The organism is Arthrobacter silvisoli (genome assembly GCF_003369445.1).
Taxonomy (GTDB): Bacteria; Actinomycetota; Actinomycetes; order Actinomycetales; family Micrococcaceae; genus Arthrobacter; species Arthrobacter silvisoli.
This window is the reverse complement of the sequence record NZ_QRCU01000039.1, coordinates 143004-160411: the sequence shown is the minus strand read 5'-3', so window position 1 is coordinate 160411 and position 17408 is coordinate 143004. Positions and strand designations below refer to the sequence as shown.

General features: G+C 67.7%; 13 protein-coding genes. 3 read left to right on the top strand and 10 right to left on the bottom strand.

Translation table 11 applies throughout. The annotated features are described in order from the left end of the window. Positions 1-39 precede the first annotated feature (39 nt). From DWV11_RS11525 to DWV11_RS11490, 8 genes are all read right to left on the bottom strand, one after another. On the bottom strand, positions 40-3771 hold the full coding sequence (locus tag DWV11_RS11525) for a glycoside hydrolase family 32 protein (RefSeq protein WP_115789036.1): 3732 nt from the start codon (positions 3769-3771) through the stop codon (positions 40-42). 35 nt (positions 3772-3806) lie between these two features. After that, entirely contained in the window at positions 3807-5375 is a 1569-nt protein-coding gene (locus tag DWV11_RS11520; protein ID WP_115789034.1) for a glycoside hydrolase family 32 protein, read from the bottom strand. Next, a complete protein-coding gene (locus tag DWV11_RS11515; RefSeq protein ID WP_115789033.1) occupies positions 5376-6428 on the bottom strand; it encodes an oligopeptide/dipeptide ABC transporter ATP-binding protein in 1053 nt (350 codons plus the stop codon). Beyond that, complete coding sequence (locus DWV11_RS11510; RefSeq protein WP_115789031.1) at positions 6425-7423, bottom strand: ABC transporter ATP-binding protein; 999 nt, start codon at positions 7421-7423, stop codon at positions 6425-6427. Before DWV11_RS11510 ends, DWV11_RS11515 begins: the two co-directional genes overlap by 4 nt. Next, the gene (locus tag DWV11_RS11505; RefSeq protein WP_245953566.1) at positions 7420-8409 is read right to left on the bottom strand and encodes an ABC transporter permease; all 990 of its coding nucleotides are present in this window, start codon (positions 8407-8409) and stop codon (positions 7420-7422) included. Before DWV11_RS11505 ends, DWV11_RS11510 begins: the two co-directional genes overlap by 4 nt. 8 nt (positions 8410-8417) lie before the next feature. Further along, on the bottom strand, positions 8418-9395 hold the full coding sequence (locus DWV11_RS11500) for an ABC transporter permease (protein WP_115789027.1): 978 nt from the start codon (positions 9393-9395) through the stop codon (positions 8418-8420). 181 nt (positions 9396-9576) lie between these two features. Beyond that, complete coding sequence (locus tag DWV11_RS11495; RefSeq protein ID WP_115789025.1) at positions 9577-11256, bottom strand: ABC transporter substrate-binding protein; 1680 nt, start codon at positions 11254-11256, stop codon at positions 9577-9579. A 67-nt stretch (positions 11257-11323) separates the two neighbouring features. After that, entirely contained in the window at positions 11324-12340 is a 1017-nt protein-coding gene (locus DWV11_RS11490; RefSeq protein ID WP_115789095.1) for a substrate-binding domain-containing protein, read from the bottom strand. Positions 12341-12828: 488 nt separating this feature from the next. Between DWV11_RS11490 and DWV11_RS11485 the strand changes: the two genes are divergently transcribed. Both DWV11_RS11485 and DWV11_RS11480 read left to right on the top strand, forming a co-directional pair. Beyond that, positions 12829-13251 carry a helix-turn-helix domain-containing protein gene (locus DWV11_RS11485; protein WP_115789024.1) on the top strand — a complete coding sequence of 141 codons (423 nt, stop codon included), beginning with the start codon at positions 12829-12831 and terminating at the stop codon, positions 13249-13251. Positions 13252-13346: 95 nt separating this feature from the next. Continuing rightward, positions 13347-13568, top strand: coding sequence for a hypothetical protein (locus DWV11_RS11480; protein ID WP_115789022.1), 222 nt, complete (start codon positions 13347-13349; stop codon positions 13566-13568). A gap of 36 nt (positions 13569-13604) precedes the next feature. On the opposite strand, the gene DWV11_RS11475 is transcribed toward DWV11_RS11480, so the two are convergent. After that, positions 13605-14819 (bottom strand): helix-turn-helix domain-containing protein, encoded by a 1215-nt coding sequence (locus DWV11_RS11475; protein ID WP_115789021.1) that lies wholly within the window; start codon positions 14817-14819, stop codon positions 13605-13607. Positions 14820-14828: 9 nt separating this feature from the next. Continuing rightward, positions 14829-16205, bottom strand: a complete 1377-nt coding sequence (locus DWV11_RS11470; RefSeq protein WP_115789020.1) for a cation:dicarboxylate symporter family transporter — start codon at positions 16203-16205, stop codon at positions 14829-14831. A gap of 494 nt (positions 16206-16699) precedes the next feature. Here DWV11_RS11470 and DWV11_RS11465 point away from each other — a divergent pair, with 494 nt between their 5' ends. After that, the gene (locus tag DWV11_RS11465) at positions 16700-17389 is read left to right on the top strand and encodes a response regulator (protein ID WP_115789019.1); all 690 of its coding nucleotides are present in this window, start codon (positions 16700-16702) and stop codon (positions 17387-17389) included. The last annotated feature ends 19 nt before the right edge of the window (positions 17390-17408 follow it).

The window sequence follows — 17408 nt, the reverse complement described above, 5'->3', positions numbered from 1 at the left end:
GAACCCGCGGGGGCCGGGCCGGGCCGGGCCAGCGCAGCCTCAGAGAGGAGTGACCACGAGGTCCTGGTACGCGGCGCGCCCGTCAAACACGTTCACGCCCACCTTGCCCGAGCTGAACTGAGTGTCCGTGATATCGATCAGTTGGGCGCCGTCCACGGAGACCGTGATGCGGTTCCCCTGGACCGCCGTGTCCAGCCGGTAGCTCACGCCTTGCGAGAGGGCCACCGGGACCTTGGCGAGGATGCCTGTCGTGGGGTTGAACACGCCGTTGACCAGCACGAACACGCGGACTTCGCGCAGGTTCGGGTCCAGGTTCACGTAGTACGCGCTGGAGCCGTCGGCGGAGGAGCGCAGCAGCACCGAGCCCGCGCCGCCATAGCCATGTTCCGGGGCGAGGTCGCGGTTGCGCATGGCACCGGCGAACGGTTCGCCGCCGAAGCGCACCGTGGCCTGCACCCGCACATCCGTGAACGACGCCGGGCTCATGGCGGTGGAGTCCTTGTCGAAGGTTCCGGCCAGGCCCGCGCCCGTGCTTTCCCAGCGCCCGCCGGGCACCACGGTGTACGCGCCCAGGTTGTGCCGTGCGCTTCCCGTGGCGGCCGGCAGCGGTGCCGACGGCGGAGCTGTGCTTTGCGGGGAGCCGCCCAGGCGGGCGGTGTCCGAAAGCTGGTGGACCTTGACCGAGACCAGCCGGGCGGTGCCGCCCGCTGCGGCGAAGGACAACCCCGTGGAGGAGGGGTCCGGGAACACGAGGGAGGAGATCGACGCCGTCCCGTCCCCGCCGAAGACCTCCACCGAGGACGCGTCCACCAGCACGCGCAGCTTCACCCGCCGCTCGGAACCCACCACCGTGGAACTCCACGGCGCCGAGGAGTTATCCGCGGCCGTACCGGCGAAGTAGCGCGTGAAGTCTTCCCGGCCGGAACTGCCGCGGTCCACCGTCACGGTGCCCGGTCCGGCGTCGAACTTCACGGACGTTTCCTGCGCCCCCGTGGAACCGTTCCCCTTCCGGAGGCCGAAGGCAAAGGACGCGGCACCCCCAACAGAGGGCAGGCCCACCTCGGCCTCGAGCTCGAAGGACCGCCCGGACGCCGCGGCCAGCGGATTGGCCGACGCCGGTGTGACGGTGACGTCCGAGGCCTGCCAGGTAGAGGCGCGCAGCGACTCCTCCTCCACCACCGGGGCCTGGGTCAGGCGCAGCCCGGCTCCCGGGACGTCCGCCAGTTTCAGCTCGCGCGGGATGCTGAGCTGGCCGTTCCAGCGGCCCGTGGGCGGACTGAACGCGTAGTCCCAGTTGCTCATCCAGCCGATCATGATCCGGCGGCCGTCCGGTGCGCCGAAGAAGCTCATGGCCGCGTAGTAGTCCCGGCCGTGATCGGCCTCAAGCACCTGCGAAGCGGCGGTGTCCGGGGTGAAGCTGCCGCCGTTCCAGGTCCCGGTGACGTACTGCGCCGCGGAGCCGTTGGTGGCGCGGACCGCGCCGGTGCTCCAGTACAGCACCCAACGCGAGGTCCCGGGCTGTCCCTCCACAGGCATGGAGAAGAAGTCCGGGCACTCGAAGACGCCGCCGCGCACCCAGTCGCCGTAGCCGAAGGAGCTGGCGAAGGTCCAGGACAGCAGGTTGGTGGAGGTGTAGAAGCGGATGTGGTCGCCCCCGGCCACCACCATCACCCATGTGCCCGCAACAGCGTCCCAGCTGACCTTCGGGTCGCGGAAATCCCAGCCGCCGTTCGCCCCGCCCGGGTTCTCCACCACGGGGGCGTCCTGCACCACGTGCCAGGAGCGGCCCTTGTCCGAGCTGTAGGCGGCCCGGACGGACTGATTGCCGTTGGGGGCGTCATGGTTGAACGAGGTGAAGAAGGCCACCAGTCCTCCGCCGGGCACCCCGTTGAAAAGCCCGCTCGAATTCGCGGCGTCCACCACGGCCGAACCGGACCAGGACTCCCCCGAGGCCAAGTGCGGCAGGGCAATGGGCAGCTGCTTCCAGTGGACCAGGTCCGTGCTGACGGCATGTGCCCAGCGGCCGCGGTCCTGGTGGAAAAGGTGGTATTCGCCGGCGAAGTAGACCAGTCCGTTGGGGTCCGAGCTGCTGCCCGAGGTCTGGCTGTAGTGGTAGCCGGGCTGGTAGAGCCCGTTCATGTACTCCTCCACAGGGTCCACCCGCACATTCTGGAACGTCGCGGACCCGCCGGTCGCCAGCAATGCGACGCCGGTCCCTGAGGCCGTGCCCGCACTGCCATTTAGCACGGTTGTGCCATTCACCAGGACGCTCGCGGCGCTTCCCTGCAGGGTGAGCTGGACCCGGTTGAACGGGAACAGGGATGCCTGTTGTGCCGTGCTGAAGCTCCCCGCGGGCAGGGTACCGGAAAGCAGCAGGCTGCCTGTGGCGCGGTTGTACAGCTTCGCCGTCCCGGCCCCGGGGTCGATCCTCAGTTCCGGGCCGCCGCTGCCGTCGGCATTGCTCCGGACCACCACCGAGGCGGTCGCCGGGGAGGCGACGTTCAGGTCCAGGGAGGCGACGACGTCGGACGCCACCGCCGGGACAAAACGCACCGCTGTATTTGGAGAACCAGTGCCGGACGAGCCAGTCCCGCGCAGCCCGCGCGCGTCCGGCTCCCAGGAGCCGGCCGAAACGCGCCAGCCCTGCAATGACGACTCGAGGCCGCGCAGGGTCATGCCCTGGAAGACCGTGGTGCCGTTGTAGGACAGCAGCCCCACATTCCCGGAAGCTGCCGAGGAATCCGTGGCGGTGATGGACGCCGTGGCCCCGTTGGGGTCCAGGAAGTCGGTCTGCCAGTACACGGCCAGTTGGGTGCCGATGGCGGTGATCCGTAGCCGGTAGACCTTGTTCAGCGTGATGGCCGTGGTGAAGGTCCCCAGCGTGGCGTTGTCCGAGACCCGATAGAGCCGCAGCCTGCCCGCGTTCGGATCCACCTCGGCGGCGTAGCCGGAGGTGCCGGCGGCATTGCTGCGGAACAGGACCGCCCCCACCCCATAGGTGGACGTCAACTGGATGTCGGTGGTGAAGTCCACATCGGCGGGAGACTGCCCGGTGGCGATGGCGCGGATGTTCGTGTCCGCCGGGGCCGCTCCCCGGAATCCGGTAGCCGTGGCCTGCCAGGCGGATGCGGAGGACACGGACCAGCCGTCCACGTTGGCGTCGATGGTCCGCACACCCGGAGTACCGAAGTCCACGGTGCCGTTGTAGGCGTGCAGGCCCACGTGGCCGGAGTTGTAGCGGTAATCCGTGGCGTCGATCCGTTCCACGCCGTCCACGGCCACGTAGATCCGCGGCCCGTCCACGTGCACGTCCACGGTGTAGCTCTGGCCGGTGTTCAGGGGCACAGACGCCGGCGCGGCAACGTCCAGTCCGGTGGCCAGGTCGAAGAGCCGCACCCGGTCCAGGTTCGGGTCGATCGTGGCCGCGTACCCGGCCCCGGCGTCGGGGGTGGCGCGGAAGAGGAGCGCTCCGACGCCAAAGGGGGTACCGGCGTCGACCTTCACTCCCGCGGTGTAGCGGGCGGTGCCGGCCACGAGCTGCTCGCTGATGGCCGCCGCGTTCTGCCCGGACTGCGCGACGGCGGTATACCCGCCCTGCGCGGTCCGGGTCCAGCTGCCGGTGACGCCCACGACGTCCGGCATGGTGCTGGTGGTGCTGTTGAGGGTGACGGGGCCCGGGCCGAGGGCCGCCGCGGGAACCACGGCCCCCGTTCCCACGAAGCCCACGCCAAGGACGGCGGCCGCAAGGCCGGCAACTATTCTCTTGTGCATTCAGATCGCCTTTGATCAACGGATGAATGGGTTGCTTACGGGAAGAGGACGCGGCCACCTCCGAAAATCTCCCCCATGGTCCAGGCATCGAAGGACAGCAGCCGCACGGTACCTTCGGCGGCTGCGAGGGTGACGTTTCCGCCGTCGAGCACGGGATAGGCGCGGGCGGTGAGCGGTTTGCCGTTGGCGAAGATTTCGACGGCGGAGCGGTCCAGCAGGACGCGCAGCGAGACGCGGCCGCCGGGCATGGTTACGGGGCCTTCCTTGGGTTCGGTGTCCAGGCCTTCTTCCTCGGCGGTGATGCTGCTGCGGCTGCGGTCCAGGCGCAGTGTTCCGGAGGCGCCGTCCGTGTCCAGGGCCAGTTCGACGGCGGTTTCCTCGCGGCCGTCGTCGGATCCCAGGAGCCCGAGCCGCACTGTGGAGCCGGCGGAGAGCTGCAGTTCGAGTTCCAGGTCCAGCTGCTTGCCGGAAATTCCGGTGTCCAGGGGTGCGGCCGGGGCGACCAGTACTTGCCCGGGCAGGTGGACATGTCCGGTGCGCAGCCGTTCGAGTTCGGGCACGGGCGTGAAGGACAGCGTGCCGTCCGCGGCCAGGGTGGTGACGCGGGGCAGGCTCATGACCCCGGACCAGCCGGCTTCCACGGCGGTTTCCTCGGGTCGGCCTTCCTGCAGCCAGCCGAACATGATGCGCCGGCCGGACTCGTCGAGGAAGGATTGCGGGGCGTAGAAGTAGCGGCCGCCGTAGTCGAGGCGGTGCAGGGCGGCGGCTTCGAAGGAGTCCCCGGAGTACCGGCCGGTCCAGTACAGCGGGTGGCGGGTGTCGCCGTCGTTCCAGGCGGAGAATACCAGCGCGTCCTCCGCCGGGCCGCCGGGGCCGCCAAGGGAACCGGCACCGGCGCGGAACAGGTCCACGCATTCCCACATGGTCCCGGTCCAGTCGCTGGCCTCGGGGTCGCCGGAGGCGTCGCCGATGAACAGCGGGCCCACGTAGTCCCAGGAGCGCAGGTCGGCGGATTCGTAGAGGAATGCGGTGCCGCCGCGGCCGCGGATGCCCGAGCCCACCAGCTGGCGCCATACGGAGCCTTCGCGCCAGACGCAGTGGTCGCGGTAGGCGGTGATGTCGACGCCGGCGGGCGGGGCTGCGATGACCGGGTTTTCCGGGGCCTTGGTCCAGGACAGCAGGTCCGGTGAGCCGACGGCCACGCAAGGCAGTTCCCGTTCGCCGTGCCGGCCGGAGTACACCAGGGTGGGCACACCGCCGTCGTTCACCAGCACGCCGGACCAGCAGCCGTCCCGGTCCGGATAGTTGGCGGAGTCCGGGTCGGCGGAACCAAGCCCGGGTTCCAGGGCCACGGGGGCGTCCTCCCAGTGCACCAGGTCCGTGGAGACCGCGTGGCCCCAGAGGATGCGGTGGTGGAAGGCGCCTTCGGGGTTGTACTGGTAGAAGAGGTGGTAGCTGCCGTTCCACTGGCTGACGCCGTTGGGGTCGTTGAGCCAGCCGGCGGGGGAGACGAAGTGGAAGCGGGGCCGGTGCGGGTCGGCTTCGGCGCGGGCCACGAGTTCGTCGCGGGGGACGGTGGCCAGCGGGTGGGTCAGTTCAGTCATTCAGGAGACCTTGGCTTCTGCGAGGGCGTGGCCGGCCGTGCCGGCGGCGGGACGGTACAGGTGGCAGCGCACCCAGTGACGGTTTTCGGGGCTGCCCACCCGGTGGCGGACGGGCTGCTCGGCCGAGCAGGGCTGTTCCGGGTCGCCGTGGAACGCGCACGACGCCGGGCTCATCACCGCGGCGCGCAGCTCGGCCCTGCGGACGGGGTCATAGGAGCCCGAACGCGCCGGGTCCGGCACGGCGGAGACCAGCAGCTGGGTGTAGGGGTGGGCGGGGTTGGCCAACAGGTCCAGGGACTCGCCTTCCTCCACGAGTTCCCCGGCGAACATCACGGCCGTGCGGTCGGCGAGGTAGCGGGCGGAGGCGAGGTCGTGGGTGATGTAGAGCATGGAGATGCCCTGCTCGTCGCGGAGCGTGCGCATCAGGTTCAGGATTCCGATCCGCACCGAGACGTCCAGCATGGACGTGGGCTCGTCGGCGAGGATCACCTGCGGTTCCACGGCCAGGGCCCGGGCGATCGCCACGCGCTGGCGCTGCCCGCCGGAGAGTTCGTGCGGATAGGAGTTGAGCATGTCCGGCTGCAAGCCCACGGTGGCCATGAGCTCTTCCAGCCGTGCCTGCGTTGCGGTGGCGGAGCCTGCCTTGCCGTGGATGGCCAGGGAGCGGCGCAGGAAGTGCTCGATCCGGTGGGCCGGGTTGAGCGAGCCGAAGGGGTCCTGGAACACCATCTGCACCTGGGACCGGTACGCCCGGGAGGCCTGGAAGCGGTCGCGCTTCAAGACGTCGACGCCGTCCAACAGGATCTGCCCGGAGCTGGGCTTTTCGAGGCGGGCCACGCAGCGGGCCAGAGTGCTCTTGCCGGAACCGGACTCGCCCACGAGGGCCACGATCTCGCCGCGCCCCAGGCTCAGGTCCACCCCGTGCAGGGCGCGAACGAACTCCCGGGAGAACAAACCCCCGATGGGGAAGCTCTTGCTGAGGCCGCGGATTTCCAGGGCTGCTTTTGCGGTTCCGGCGGCGGGCGCCGCGGCGCCCAGGATAGTGCTGCTCATCGTGCCGCTCCTTCCAGGAGTGCCGGACTAGTGGCCGGACCGCAGGCAGCGGCGGAATTATGGGCCGAAGCCGTGTCGGTCGCAGCGAACGGTGCCACGAAATGGCCGGGTGTCACCTCGGCGAGGTCCGGGATGTTGTGGAACTTCACGCCGTCGGCCAGTCCGGTGAGCGGGATCCGCGGGCCGGTGAGCGGCGGGAAGGCGCCCATGAGGGCCTGGGTGTAGGGGTGCTGCGGGGCGGTGTGGATGTCCGCGGCCTTGGCGGTTTCCACGATCCGGCCGCCATACATCACGGCCATGCGGTGCGAGAGTTCCACCATGAGGGACATGTCGTGCGTGATGAACAGGACGGAGAAGCCCAGCTCGTGCTGCAGTTCCTTGATCTGGGCCATGATTTCCTGCTGCACCACCACATCCAGCGCCGTGGTGGGCTCGTCCAGGATCAGCAGCGACGGCTTCAAGGCCACCGCCATGGCGATCACGGCGCGCTGGCGCATGCCGCCGGAGAGCTGGTGCGGGTAGGACTTCAGCCGCACCGGATCGATCCGGACCAGTTCCAGCAGTTCCGCGGCCCGGCGCAGCGATTCCTTGCGGGAGTAGCCGGCGTGGGTGGTGTAGATGTCCGTGATCTGTTCGCCGATGGTCAGCACCGGGTTGAGCGAGTTCATGGCCGACTGGAACACCATGGCCACGTCCTGCCAGCGGAAGCGGCGCAGTTCCTCCGGGCCCATGGCCAGCACGTCCTTGCCGCCGAAGCGGATGCTGCCGCCGGCGATCTTCGCCGGGTCCTTGAGCAGGCGCATGATCGTGTTGGCGATAGTGGACTTGCCGCAGCCGGACTCGCCGGCCAGGCCGAAGATTTCCCCGGTGCCGATGCTGAACGAAACACGGTCGACGGCGGTGGTGGAGCGGGTGTCGCCCACGTACTTCACGGTAAGGTCCTTGACCTCCAGGACCGGCTCGTGCGAGCCGAAGGAGACTTGGGAGACGGTCATTTCGCTGCCTTCCCTTCCGAAACAGGCTTGATCTTGCGCAGGCGGGGGTTGGTGACCTCGTCCACGGCGTAGTTGATAAGGGCCAGGGCGAAGGCCACCAAAGCGATGCAGACACCGGAGGGCACGAACACCCACCAGCTGCCCGTCATCAGGGCACCCTCGTTGCCGGCCCAGAAGAGGTTGTTGCCCCAGGAGACGGTGCTGACATCGCCCAGGCCCAGGAACTCCAGGCCCGCCTGCGCGCCGATGCCGTAGATCACGCAGGCCAGCAGGGTGCCCATCACGATCGAGGCCATGTTCGGCAGGATCTCGCGGAACATGATCCGCCCGGCCCGCTCGCCGGACACCACGGCCGCGGCCACGAAATCCTTGGAACGGATGGACAGCGCCTGCGAACGCAGCACCCGGGCCGAGCCGGCCCAGCCGGTGACGATCAGCACCAGGATCACGGTGCCCAGCCCCGGGGGCAGGAACGCGGCCAGGATGACCAGCAGCGGCAGGCCCGGCAGGAGCAGGAACACGTTGGTGACCAGGGACAGGGCCTCGTCGATGAACTTGCCGAAGTACGCCGACGCCAGTCCCACCAGGATGCCCACGAAGGTGGACGCGAAGCCCACGGTGAGGCCCACCAGCAGGGAGCTGCGGGCGCCGTGGATGGTCAGGGCCATGACGTCCTGGCCTTTGGCGGTGGTACCCAGCCAGTGCTCGGCAGAGGGTTCCAGGCCGGCCATGTCCGTGATGCGGGAAGGATCGCCAGGGAACAGCACCGGGGCCAGCAGCGCCAGCGCGATGAACACCAGCAGGATCGCGGCGCCCACCATGGCCTTGGAGTTGCTCAGGAGGCCATGGACCAGGCCCTGCCTCGGCTTGCGGGGCGCGGGCGCGGCAGCGGAACCCGGTGCCGGAGCTCCGGAGGCGGGTGCCGCCGTCGGGCTCTCCAACGCAGCAGCCGCCGCGGAAGGTGACGGATCAATGTAAGTAGTCATCGAAGCCCCTAGCTGGCGCGCACGCGCGGGTCGAGGCGGACATAGAGGATGTCCACCAGGAAGTTGGCCAGCAGCACGGCGGCCGTGATGGTCAGGAACAGGCCCTGCATGAGCGGGTAGTCCAGGCCCTGCACCGCGTTCAGCAGCTGGTAGCCGACGCCCGGGTAGGCGAACACCACCTCGGTCAGCAGGGCCCCGCCCACCACGAAGCCCAGGCCCATGCCGAAGCTTGTCACCGAGGGCAGCATGGCGTTGCGGGCGGCGTAGCGGAACATGATGCGTCCCGGTTTGAGGCCCTTCGCCTCGGCCATGGTGATGTAGTCCTCGGCGTTGGTGGCGATCATCGTGTTGCGCATGCCCAGCATCCAGCCGCCGATCGAGACCAGCACGATCGTCAGGGCCGGCAGCACCAGGTGGGCGCCGGCGTCGCCGATGAACTCCCAGCTGAAGGCCGGCTCCAGGCCGTCGGTGAACGCGTGGCGGAGCGGGGACCAGCCCAGGATCACGCCGAACAGGTACAGCGCACCCATCGCGAGCCAGAAGTACGGGAAGGAGCCGATGAAGACCAGCAGCGGCGGCAGGGCCGAGTCGATCGCGCCGCCGCGCCGCCAGGCGGCCAGGATCCCCAGCAGGTTCCCCACGACGGCGGCAATCACCAGGGCGGTCCCGCCCAGCAGGAGGGTCCAGCCGATCTGGGAGGCGATGACCTCGGTGACGGGGGTGGGGAAGCGGGTGATGGACACGCCCATGTTGCCGGTGACGATGTTGTGCAGGTAATCGGCGTACTGCTCCCAGATGGGGCGGCTGTCCACGCCCAGGAGCTTGCGCAGGGCCTCGATCTGTTCGGGCTGCATCTGGCCGGCGGAGCGGGCAAACATGCGCGAGACGGGGTCGCCGGGCATGAAGCGCGGGAGCAGGAAGTTCAGTGTGATGGATACCCAGAAGGCAATCAGGTAGAAACCCAGGCGGCGCAGGATGAAGCGCACGGTTTCCCTCCATTCGGGAATTGCGGGTGGCCGGAACCGTGAGGGGTCACGGCCGGAAAGAGATGGTGCCCGCCCGGCGGCGGCATACTTGGCGCAAAAGGCGCCGCCGGGCGGAGTAGGAAGTGGTCCCACGCTGCCCGGGTTCCCTGGCCGAAGCGAGGCGAGGGGGGCAGCGGGGCTGCTACTTGCGCGGTTCCAGCGTGGTCAGGACCAGCACCGTGGTGGGTGCGCGGACCGAGAGGGTGGCGTACGGGTTGTCCTGGGTGGGCCAGCCGGTGAAGCGGGTGTCGTTGTAGGCGCCCCATTCCGGGCCGGAGAACAGCGGCACCAGCGGTGCGACGTCGTTGTACTCTTCCTGGAGCTTGTAGGCGATGTCCTTCTGCTTCGCTTCGTCGCCGGCGGCAACGAACTCCTTCAGGAGGGCGTCGGCCTTCGCATCGCCGAAGCGGTGGTAGTTGTCGAAGGTCTTGGTGCCTACGGGCTTGACCGTAGCGGTGCCCATGGAGGTGTTGAAGTACTTGTACGGGCTGGGGTCGTTGGCGCTCCAGACGATGCCGGAGTCGAAGGTGCCCTGCTCGTAGCCGGCCACCACGGCGGCCCAGTCCGGGGAGTCCACCTTGGCGGTGACGCCCACGGCCTGCAGGTTCTGGGAGATCACGTTGGCCACGGACAGCCAGTCGGAGGACGAAGCGCCCACGGAGATCTTGAATTCGAAGGGCTTGCCGTCCTTCAGGGTGCGCTTGCCGTCGGAGCCCTTGGCGTACCCGGCCTCGTCCAGCAGTTTGTTGGCTTCCTCGACGTTGAGCTTGGTCCAGCTGCAGTTGTCCTTGACGGCGGGGTTCTTCCAGCTCTCGTAGTTGCCGGAGAGGCCGGTGCAGTCGGCGGGACTGGCGTAGCCGCTCATGCCGATCTTGGTGACCTGGTCGCGGTCCACGGCCATGCTGAGGGCCTTGCGGACCGTCGGGTCGTTGAACGGAGCCTTGGCGGTGTTCAGCTGCCAGTTGATCATGGCGCCCGTGGCCGGGAACCAGTAGTTGCGGTGTGCCTTGTCCTTGGCGACGAAAGTCTTCTCGATATTCGGGATGAACTGCGGGGCCCAGTCCACGTCGCCGTTCGCGGCGGCGAGGTTGGCGCCGTCGTTGCCGGCGAAGGCGAGCATCTTGATGCCGGCGATCTTCTGCTTCTCCGGCTGCCAGTAGTTGGGGTTCTTCTTCAGCACGAAGGACTGGGCCTGGAAGTTGTCCACCTCGGTGTAGGGGCCGGTGCCGACGGGCTTGGCGTTGGCGTCCTTTTCCGGGTCCTTGAGCGCGGACCAGATGTGCTTGGGCAGGATGGTGAGCTGTCCGACGTCGTAAAGGGCCGGCGACCACGGGGTGTTGAAGGTGAAGGTGACCTTGTTGGTGCCCTCCGGGGTGACGGCCTTGAGGTAGTCGAAGCCGCCCTTGATCTTCTTCTGCAGCTGGAAGGTGTAGGCAACGTCGTCGGCCACGAACGGCTTGCCGTCGGACCACTTCACGCCGTCGCGCAGGGTGAAGGTGATGGACTTGCCGTCCTTGGCCACATCCCAGGACGTGGCGAGCCACGGGGTCGTGTTCCCCTGGGCCGGATTGAAGATCAGCAGGGATTCGTAGATGGACTGCTGCACCATCGGGTTCACCGTGGGGGCGAAGGGGTTGAAGTTGCGGGTGAACGTGCCCATGTCTTCGCGGGGAATGGTGAGCAGGGCGTTCTGGTTCGCCGAGGATGAGGAGGAATCGGCCGGCTTGTTTGCCGTGGCCGAACAACCGGTGAGGAGCAACGCCCCCACTGCCAGGCCGGCGGCGGTGATGCGCGCAGACCTCAAGAACCGGGATTGTGTCATGATGGTTATCTCATTCCTATCTTGCTGAAAGGTGGGTTGGGGCAGATCTTCAGTGGTGATTTCGCGGTCAGACTGAAGAACGTTCAAGCAGCGGACAGTCGACCAGCTGCTGGTCGGCAGCGATCGGCTGTCCTGCTGTGAGGGCTGCGAGCGTCCGGACGCCCAGGGCCCCCATTTCCTCGAAAGGCAACGCAACCGTGGTGAGCTTCGGCCTGAGGTAGGCCGCAATCAATTCCTGGTTGTCGAAGCCGATCACTGCGATGTCTCCGGGGATGGTCAGTCCCCGTTCCTTGATGGCGTCGTAGGCGCCCATCGCCATCCGGTCATTGAGGCAGAACAGGGCCGTCGGCCGGCCCTGCCCTTCCCGATACCGGTCAAGAATCGTGCAGGCGGCCGCATAGCCGCCGTCCGCCGTCGCGTGTCCCGAGACGACGAGTTCCGGATCCAGCTCCAGGCCGGCCGCGGCGAGCGCTTCGCGGGCACCCTCCAAACGCCCGATCGCGGCCGGGATGTCCGGGTCCAGGTTGATCACGCCGATCCGGGTGTGGCCGGCCTGGAGCAACCGTTCGACGGCGACCCGCCCGCCGGTGCGTTCGTCCGGGACGATCGAGGGCAGCTTGCCGTCGGCGTCGAAGCAGTTGATCAGCACCGTGGGAACCTCGTTGGCGCTTTCCGGTACGTGCACGCCGCGGTGGTACGTGGCCGCGTACAGCAGTCCTTCCACGCGCTGTTCGAGGAGCTTTTCGATGGCGGCGTCTTCCAGGCCCTGGTTGGGTCCGTGCGCATCGGCCTGGTCGGAGGGTGCGATGAGCAGGAAGCGGCGGTCCAGCCAGGCCTGGTCCTGGGCGCCTTTGATGATGTCGACGGCGAACGGGGCCGTGACGATCTCCGTGACGATCCCGTACCAGTCGCTGCGCTGGGAGGCCAGGGCCCGGGCGCCGGCGTTGGGCCGGTACCCGAGTTCCTGGACGGCCTCGGCAATGCGGATGCGGGTCTCGGCCGAGATGCTGGTGTTTTCCCGGTTGCTCAGGACGAAGGAGACCGTGGTGCGGGAAACCCCGGCGCGCTGCGCGACGTCGGTCATGGTGACGCCCCGCTGCCGGGCCTTGCCTGACGCGTTCGCGGCCTCGCCTGTAGCTTTGGCGGCCGTGGCGGCCTTGCTCTCGGCGGTGCTTCTCGCCATTGAATGCTCCACTTGCTCTTCGTCGAACAAAGCCTGCTGCTTGCTCTGGGGTGCTGCTTTGGGTTGCACTTCCGGATGACGTTGGTAACGCGCGTTATCTGGAAGGTGTGATTTAGGTTACGCGCGTTAGTCGGAGGTGTCAACGAGGAGTTTCAACGGGGTTACACCAGGCACTCCGAAGGCGACTCCTCCGATGAGACGGTTCCCGCCGTTAGGCTGCGGCGGCCGGAAGTTCCCGCTGAATTCGCCGGAGAGCTGCGGGGTCGCCGGAACGCTCCAGCGACCCCGCAGCTCACCCACGACCCGGGAACAGCCGCAAGCCTTCCGCGTACCCGTGCTGCAACCAACCCGGGCCACAGCCGGTCGCCCAGTGGCATTAGGCTTCTCCCATGGCACTGAGAGCACCCCGCATCACTCCCGGCCTGCCCGCCGGGGACGCCCGGAACCTGGCCCGCTCCCTCCAGGACAGCAACGACATCACGGTGTTCGTGGACGGCACCGTCCACCGCCTCCCGGCCACAGCGCGGGACGCCGTTGTCGACATGCTCCAGAGGCTCAGCCGCGGCGATGCCGTGAGCGTCAGCAGCGTCGAGGAAATGCTCACCACCTCCCAGGCTGCGGAGCTCGCAGGCATCTCGCACACGTACCTGCGGAATATGACCGACCGCGGCGAAATCCCCGTGGAATACCGCGGCTCGCACCGGCGCATCCGGCTGAGCGACATCATGGCCTGGCTCGAAACCCAGAAAGCCCGGAAAAAGGCCGCGGATCCGGCCGCCCCCGCAGCCGGAGAGCCTGCCGGGCAAGAATGACGCCCGCCCCGCGACACATGACGGCGTGATAAGGATCAAGCAACAATCCCAGCGAAGCGGGCCTTGGATTGCACCCCCGGCGATACCCTTAACCCGTGCGAAATTTCAAGGGATGGCATATCTTGGCGGGCCTGGCCGCGATGGCCGTTGCCGCACCCTTGGGCTCCCTCATGGGACTGAATTTCGTGGCCACCTTCATGTTCGCCTGTGTGGCGTTCGTGGCCGTCGCCTTCTGGGTGGACAACCGGCTCGCCCGGCGCCGCACCGCCCAGCCCGACGCCGGTGAAATCCCGCTCCGCGACCCCGCCGACAGCTAAGCCCCGGCTGAACCCCGACAGTTGAACGACCGCGCTTCAGATCCGCGGCCGCGCCGCCCATCTCCTGGCCTTGAGCGCCGCGTGCAGTTCCAGCCGGACTCCCCCGTTGAGCGGGTCAACGCCGATCAGCTGCCGGATCCGCGTCAACCGGTTGTAGATGCTGCTGCGGTGCAGGTGCAGTTCCTTCGCGACTTCCTGCACCGAGCCGTCGCTGTCGTACAGCAGCTCGAGCACCGGCAGCAGTTCCCCGTTGCGGTCCGCGGCTTCAAGGGTGTTGAAGTGCACTGAGCCATGGTCGTCCCAGCCGCCCGGCGCCGTCAGGCGGTCGAACAGCTGGTAGATGCCGGTGGCACGGCTGTCCACCAGCTCGCCGAGGCGGGGGTCGACGGCGGCGGCCTGGGCCGCGAGCTTGGCCTGCCGGTAGGCGGGGCCGAGGCCGCGGATCACCGGCAGGGGTTCGCTGATGCCGAGGATCACCCGCTCCACCTTGCGGCCGGCCCGCTTGGCGAGTTCCAGCTGATAGTGCACCAGGACCTGGGCGTGGATGGCGCGCCCGGCGGTTTCACGAAAGAGCATCACGGCATGCGTCTCGGTTCCGGCGCTGAACAGCACCGAGTCGACGCCGATGGTGGACTGCAGCGCGGCCGAGCGGTGAATGAGGGTCGCTGCGAGGGGATCGCCGACGCCGTCGCCTCCCCCGGCGTCGAGCACCACCACCAACTGCCACGGGGCTTTGCCCTGGATTTCCTTCCAGCCGGCCACCGCGGCGAGCGCATTCGATTCGCCGTCGCAGGCGGCCAGGAACTCCCGTTCCCGGCGGCGCCGGAACTCCGATTCGGCGGTGTTGGATTCCAGCAGCAGCCCGGCCAGCAGGTCCAGTTCGTTCCGTACGCCGGGCAGCTGGGCGAGGATCGCCGTCGCGCTTTGCTCTTCAACGTCCTGTTGTACCCAGAGGTACCCCACCCGAAAGCCGCGCACCAGCAGCGGGACGCACACACGGCCCAGCATGCCCAGTTCGTCGTTGGCCGGGACCACCACGGGGCGCACCGCCGTGGCGATGCCGTGGGAGAGCTGCCAGGCGCTGACGTCCGCCGGGACCTTCTTGCTGAGCAGGAAGTTCACGCGGACACGGTCGGCGTGGGACTGGTTGGAGCTGTAGGCGAGCAGCACGCCGTCGAGGTCTTCCAAAGACAGGCCGCGGCCGAGCTTCAGCGCGACTTCCTCGACAAGCTGTTCCACGTCCTGCTGCATGCTGCAAGACTACTGCCGGGAAAGCTCCGCTTCCTCTCCACGGAAGGCCCGAAGCATCGCCTCGCGGTCGAAGCCGCCCTCCCACTTGGCCACCACGAAAGTGGCCACGCAGTTGCCGAGCAGGTTGACCACCACGCGCATGGAATCCATCAGGCGGTCGGCCCCGAGCAGGAGGGCGACGCCGGCCACCGGGAAGATGCCCAGCGCACCCGCCGTCGCGGAGAGGGCGAGGAACGCCGAGCCGGGGACGCCGGCCATGCCTTTGGAGGTAAGCATGAGGATTCCGAGGGCGACGAGTTGCTGGCCGAGGTCGAGGTGGTGCCCGAAAGCCTGGGCCAGGAACAGCAGCGAAATGGACAGGTAGATCGCGGCGCCGTCGAGGTTGAAGGAGTACCCGGTGGGAATGACCAGACCGGTGGTGCTGCGCGGGCAGCCGGCATTGGCCAGCTTGGCCATGATGCGCGGCATGACCGACTCGGTGGAGGCGGTGCCCAGCGCGAGCAGGAACTCTTCGCGGGTGTATTTCATGAACTGCCACAGTGGCACGCGGGCCACGCCCCAGGCGACCAGGAACAGCAGGACGATGAAGACGACGGCGGCCCCGTAGCAGGCGGCGATCAGCACCGCGTAGGTACCCAGGGAGTCGAGACCGTACTGGCCGATGATGAAGGCCATGGCGCCGAACGCCCCGACCGGCGCCACCTTCATGACCCAGGCCATGATCTTGAAGAAGATCTCGAGCACGGTCTCCATCAGGGTCAGCACCGGGGCGCAGCGATCCCGGCCGATCACCACCACGGCGGATCCGAAGAACACCGAGAAGCACAGCACCTGGAGCAGGCTGTTGTTGGCGAAGGCTCCCACCACGCTGGTGGGGATGATGCCGAGCAGGAACTGGCCCGCGTCCTTGGGCGGGGCGGTGCCGGTCTTGGCGTTCAGTGCGTCCTGGCTGAGCGAGTTCGGATCGATGTTGAGCCCGGCGCCGGGCTGCACCAGGTTGCCCACCAGCAGCCCGAAGGCCAGCGCGAAGAGCGTTGCCGCGGTGAAGTAGACGAGGGCCTTGACGCCCACGCGCCCCACCGCTTTGACGTCGCCCACGGCAGCGATTCCGGTGACGATCACGAGGAAGATCAGCGGGGCGATGATCATCTTGATGAGCTGGATGAAGCCGTCACCGAGGGGCCGCAGCGCTGCGCCGAGATCCGGCCAGAAGTGGCCGATCAGTACGCCGGCCACCACGGCAAGCAGGATCTGCAGGAAGAGGGACTTGTAGAACGGGCCCGACGGCGGAGCCTTGGTTCCGCGGGCCGGGCCGGCAGGTTTTCGGGTGGCTTGGGAGGCAGTGGGGCCGGTGGATTGGGCGGTCAGGGAGGCATTGGGATCCATGGAAGTCGAGGATAGGGACGCTTGGTTTCAGCCATATGGCACAAACATCACATGACGAATCATTCTTGAAACATTCGTTCCAATGGCGAGTGCGCGGCCAGCCCCCGGATGGCGGGTCTCAGCGGGCCTGAGACCCTCGCGCACTGTACCCAAGGGAGCATCGGTGGCTGCACTTTGGAGCAGACCAAGACCCCTTGAGGCTTGGTTCAGTTCCGAAAGGGCTGATCGCGGTCAAGAAACCCAGTCGGTCAAGAAACCCAGTGGGGCCGTTCCAGGCGGAACGTGCCAGGGGTGCGATCGGAGAAGGCAACACGAAGGTTCTTGACCCGGACGTACTCGCGTCCAGGTCGCCGTCTGCCGCTGGCAGGTAACGGACCTTTGGCCCTGATGGCCGGACCGGAAGCGCTGGAAGATGAAATCGGGTTCCTTCCGGCCCCCAGCCGCGGGATGGATGCAGTGGCTGCCGAGGGATCCCTTCCGATGAGAGCGTTGTCATGGATGCACAAGTCAGAGACTCGAACGAGGCTTCGCTTCCCGTGCTTCCTGCGCGGATTTTCATCCTGAGCGGCCACGGGATGCTCCGGCAGGGACTCAGGGAGCTCTGCGAAGTGCATGGATTGGAGGTCGCAGGTGAAGGTGCGTCAGCCGAAGAAGCACGGCGCCTGATCCCCGGGCTGGAACCATCCGTTGCAGTGATCGAGGACATCGTTCGTGACAGCACGGGAATCGAGGTGTGCCGTGATCTGCGGACGGCTGCGCCAAGGGTGCACTGCCTGCTGCTGACTGGTTGGGATGAGGAACACGCCGCACGGGCCGCAGTTCTTGCAGGGGCGTCAGGTTACGTGGGCAAGGAACTCGGCAACACTGCGGGCCTGATCGAGAAGATCCGGGCTGCTGCTGCCGGGCATCCGCTCATGGAGCCGGAACTCAGGCAGCGGGTTGCCGAGAACCTGCGGCTGGTGTCTTCCGCTCCGTGGTTGAAGTCAATGACGCGGCAGGAACGGACCATACTTTCGTCGATGGCTCAAGGATTGACGAATGAGCAGATCGGTCGCGATCTGTACCTCCCGGCAGCGGAGGTGGATACGCGTGTGTCATCTGTGCTGCAGAAGCTGGGATTCCGCCCCCACCGGAAGCTGCAACCCGCAATGCGGACCGGCAGGAGCCTAACCCTATGGAGATAGGAGAAAGACCGGACCACTG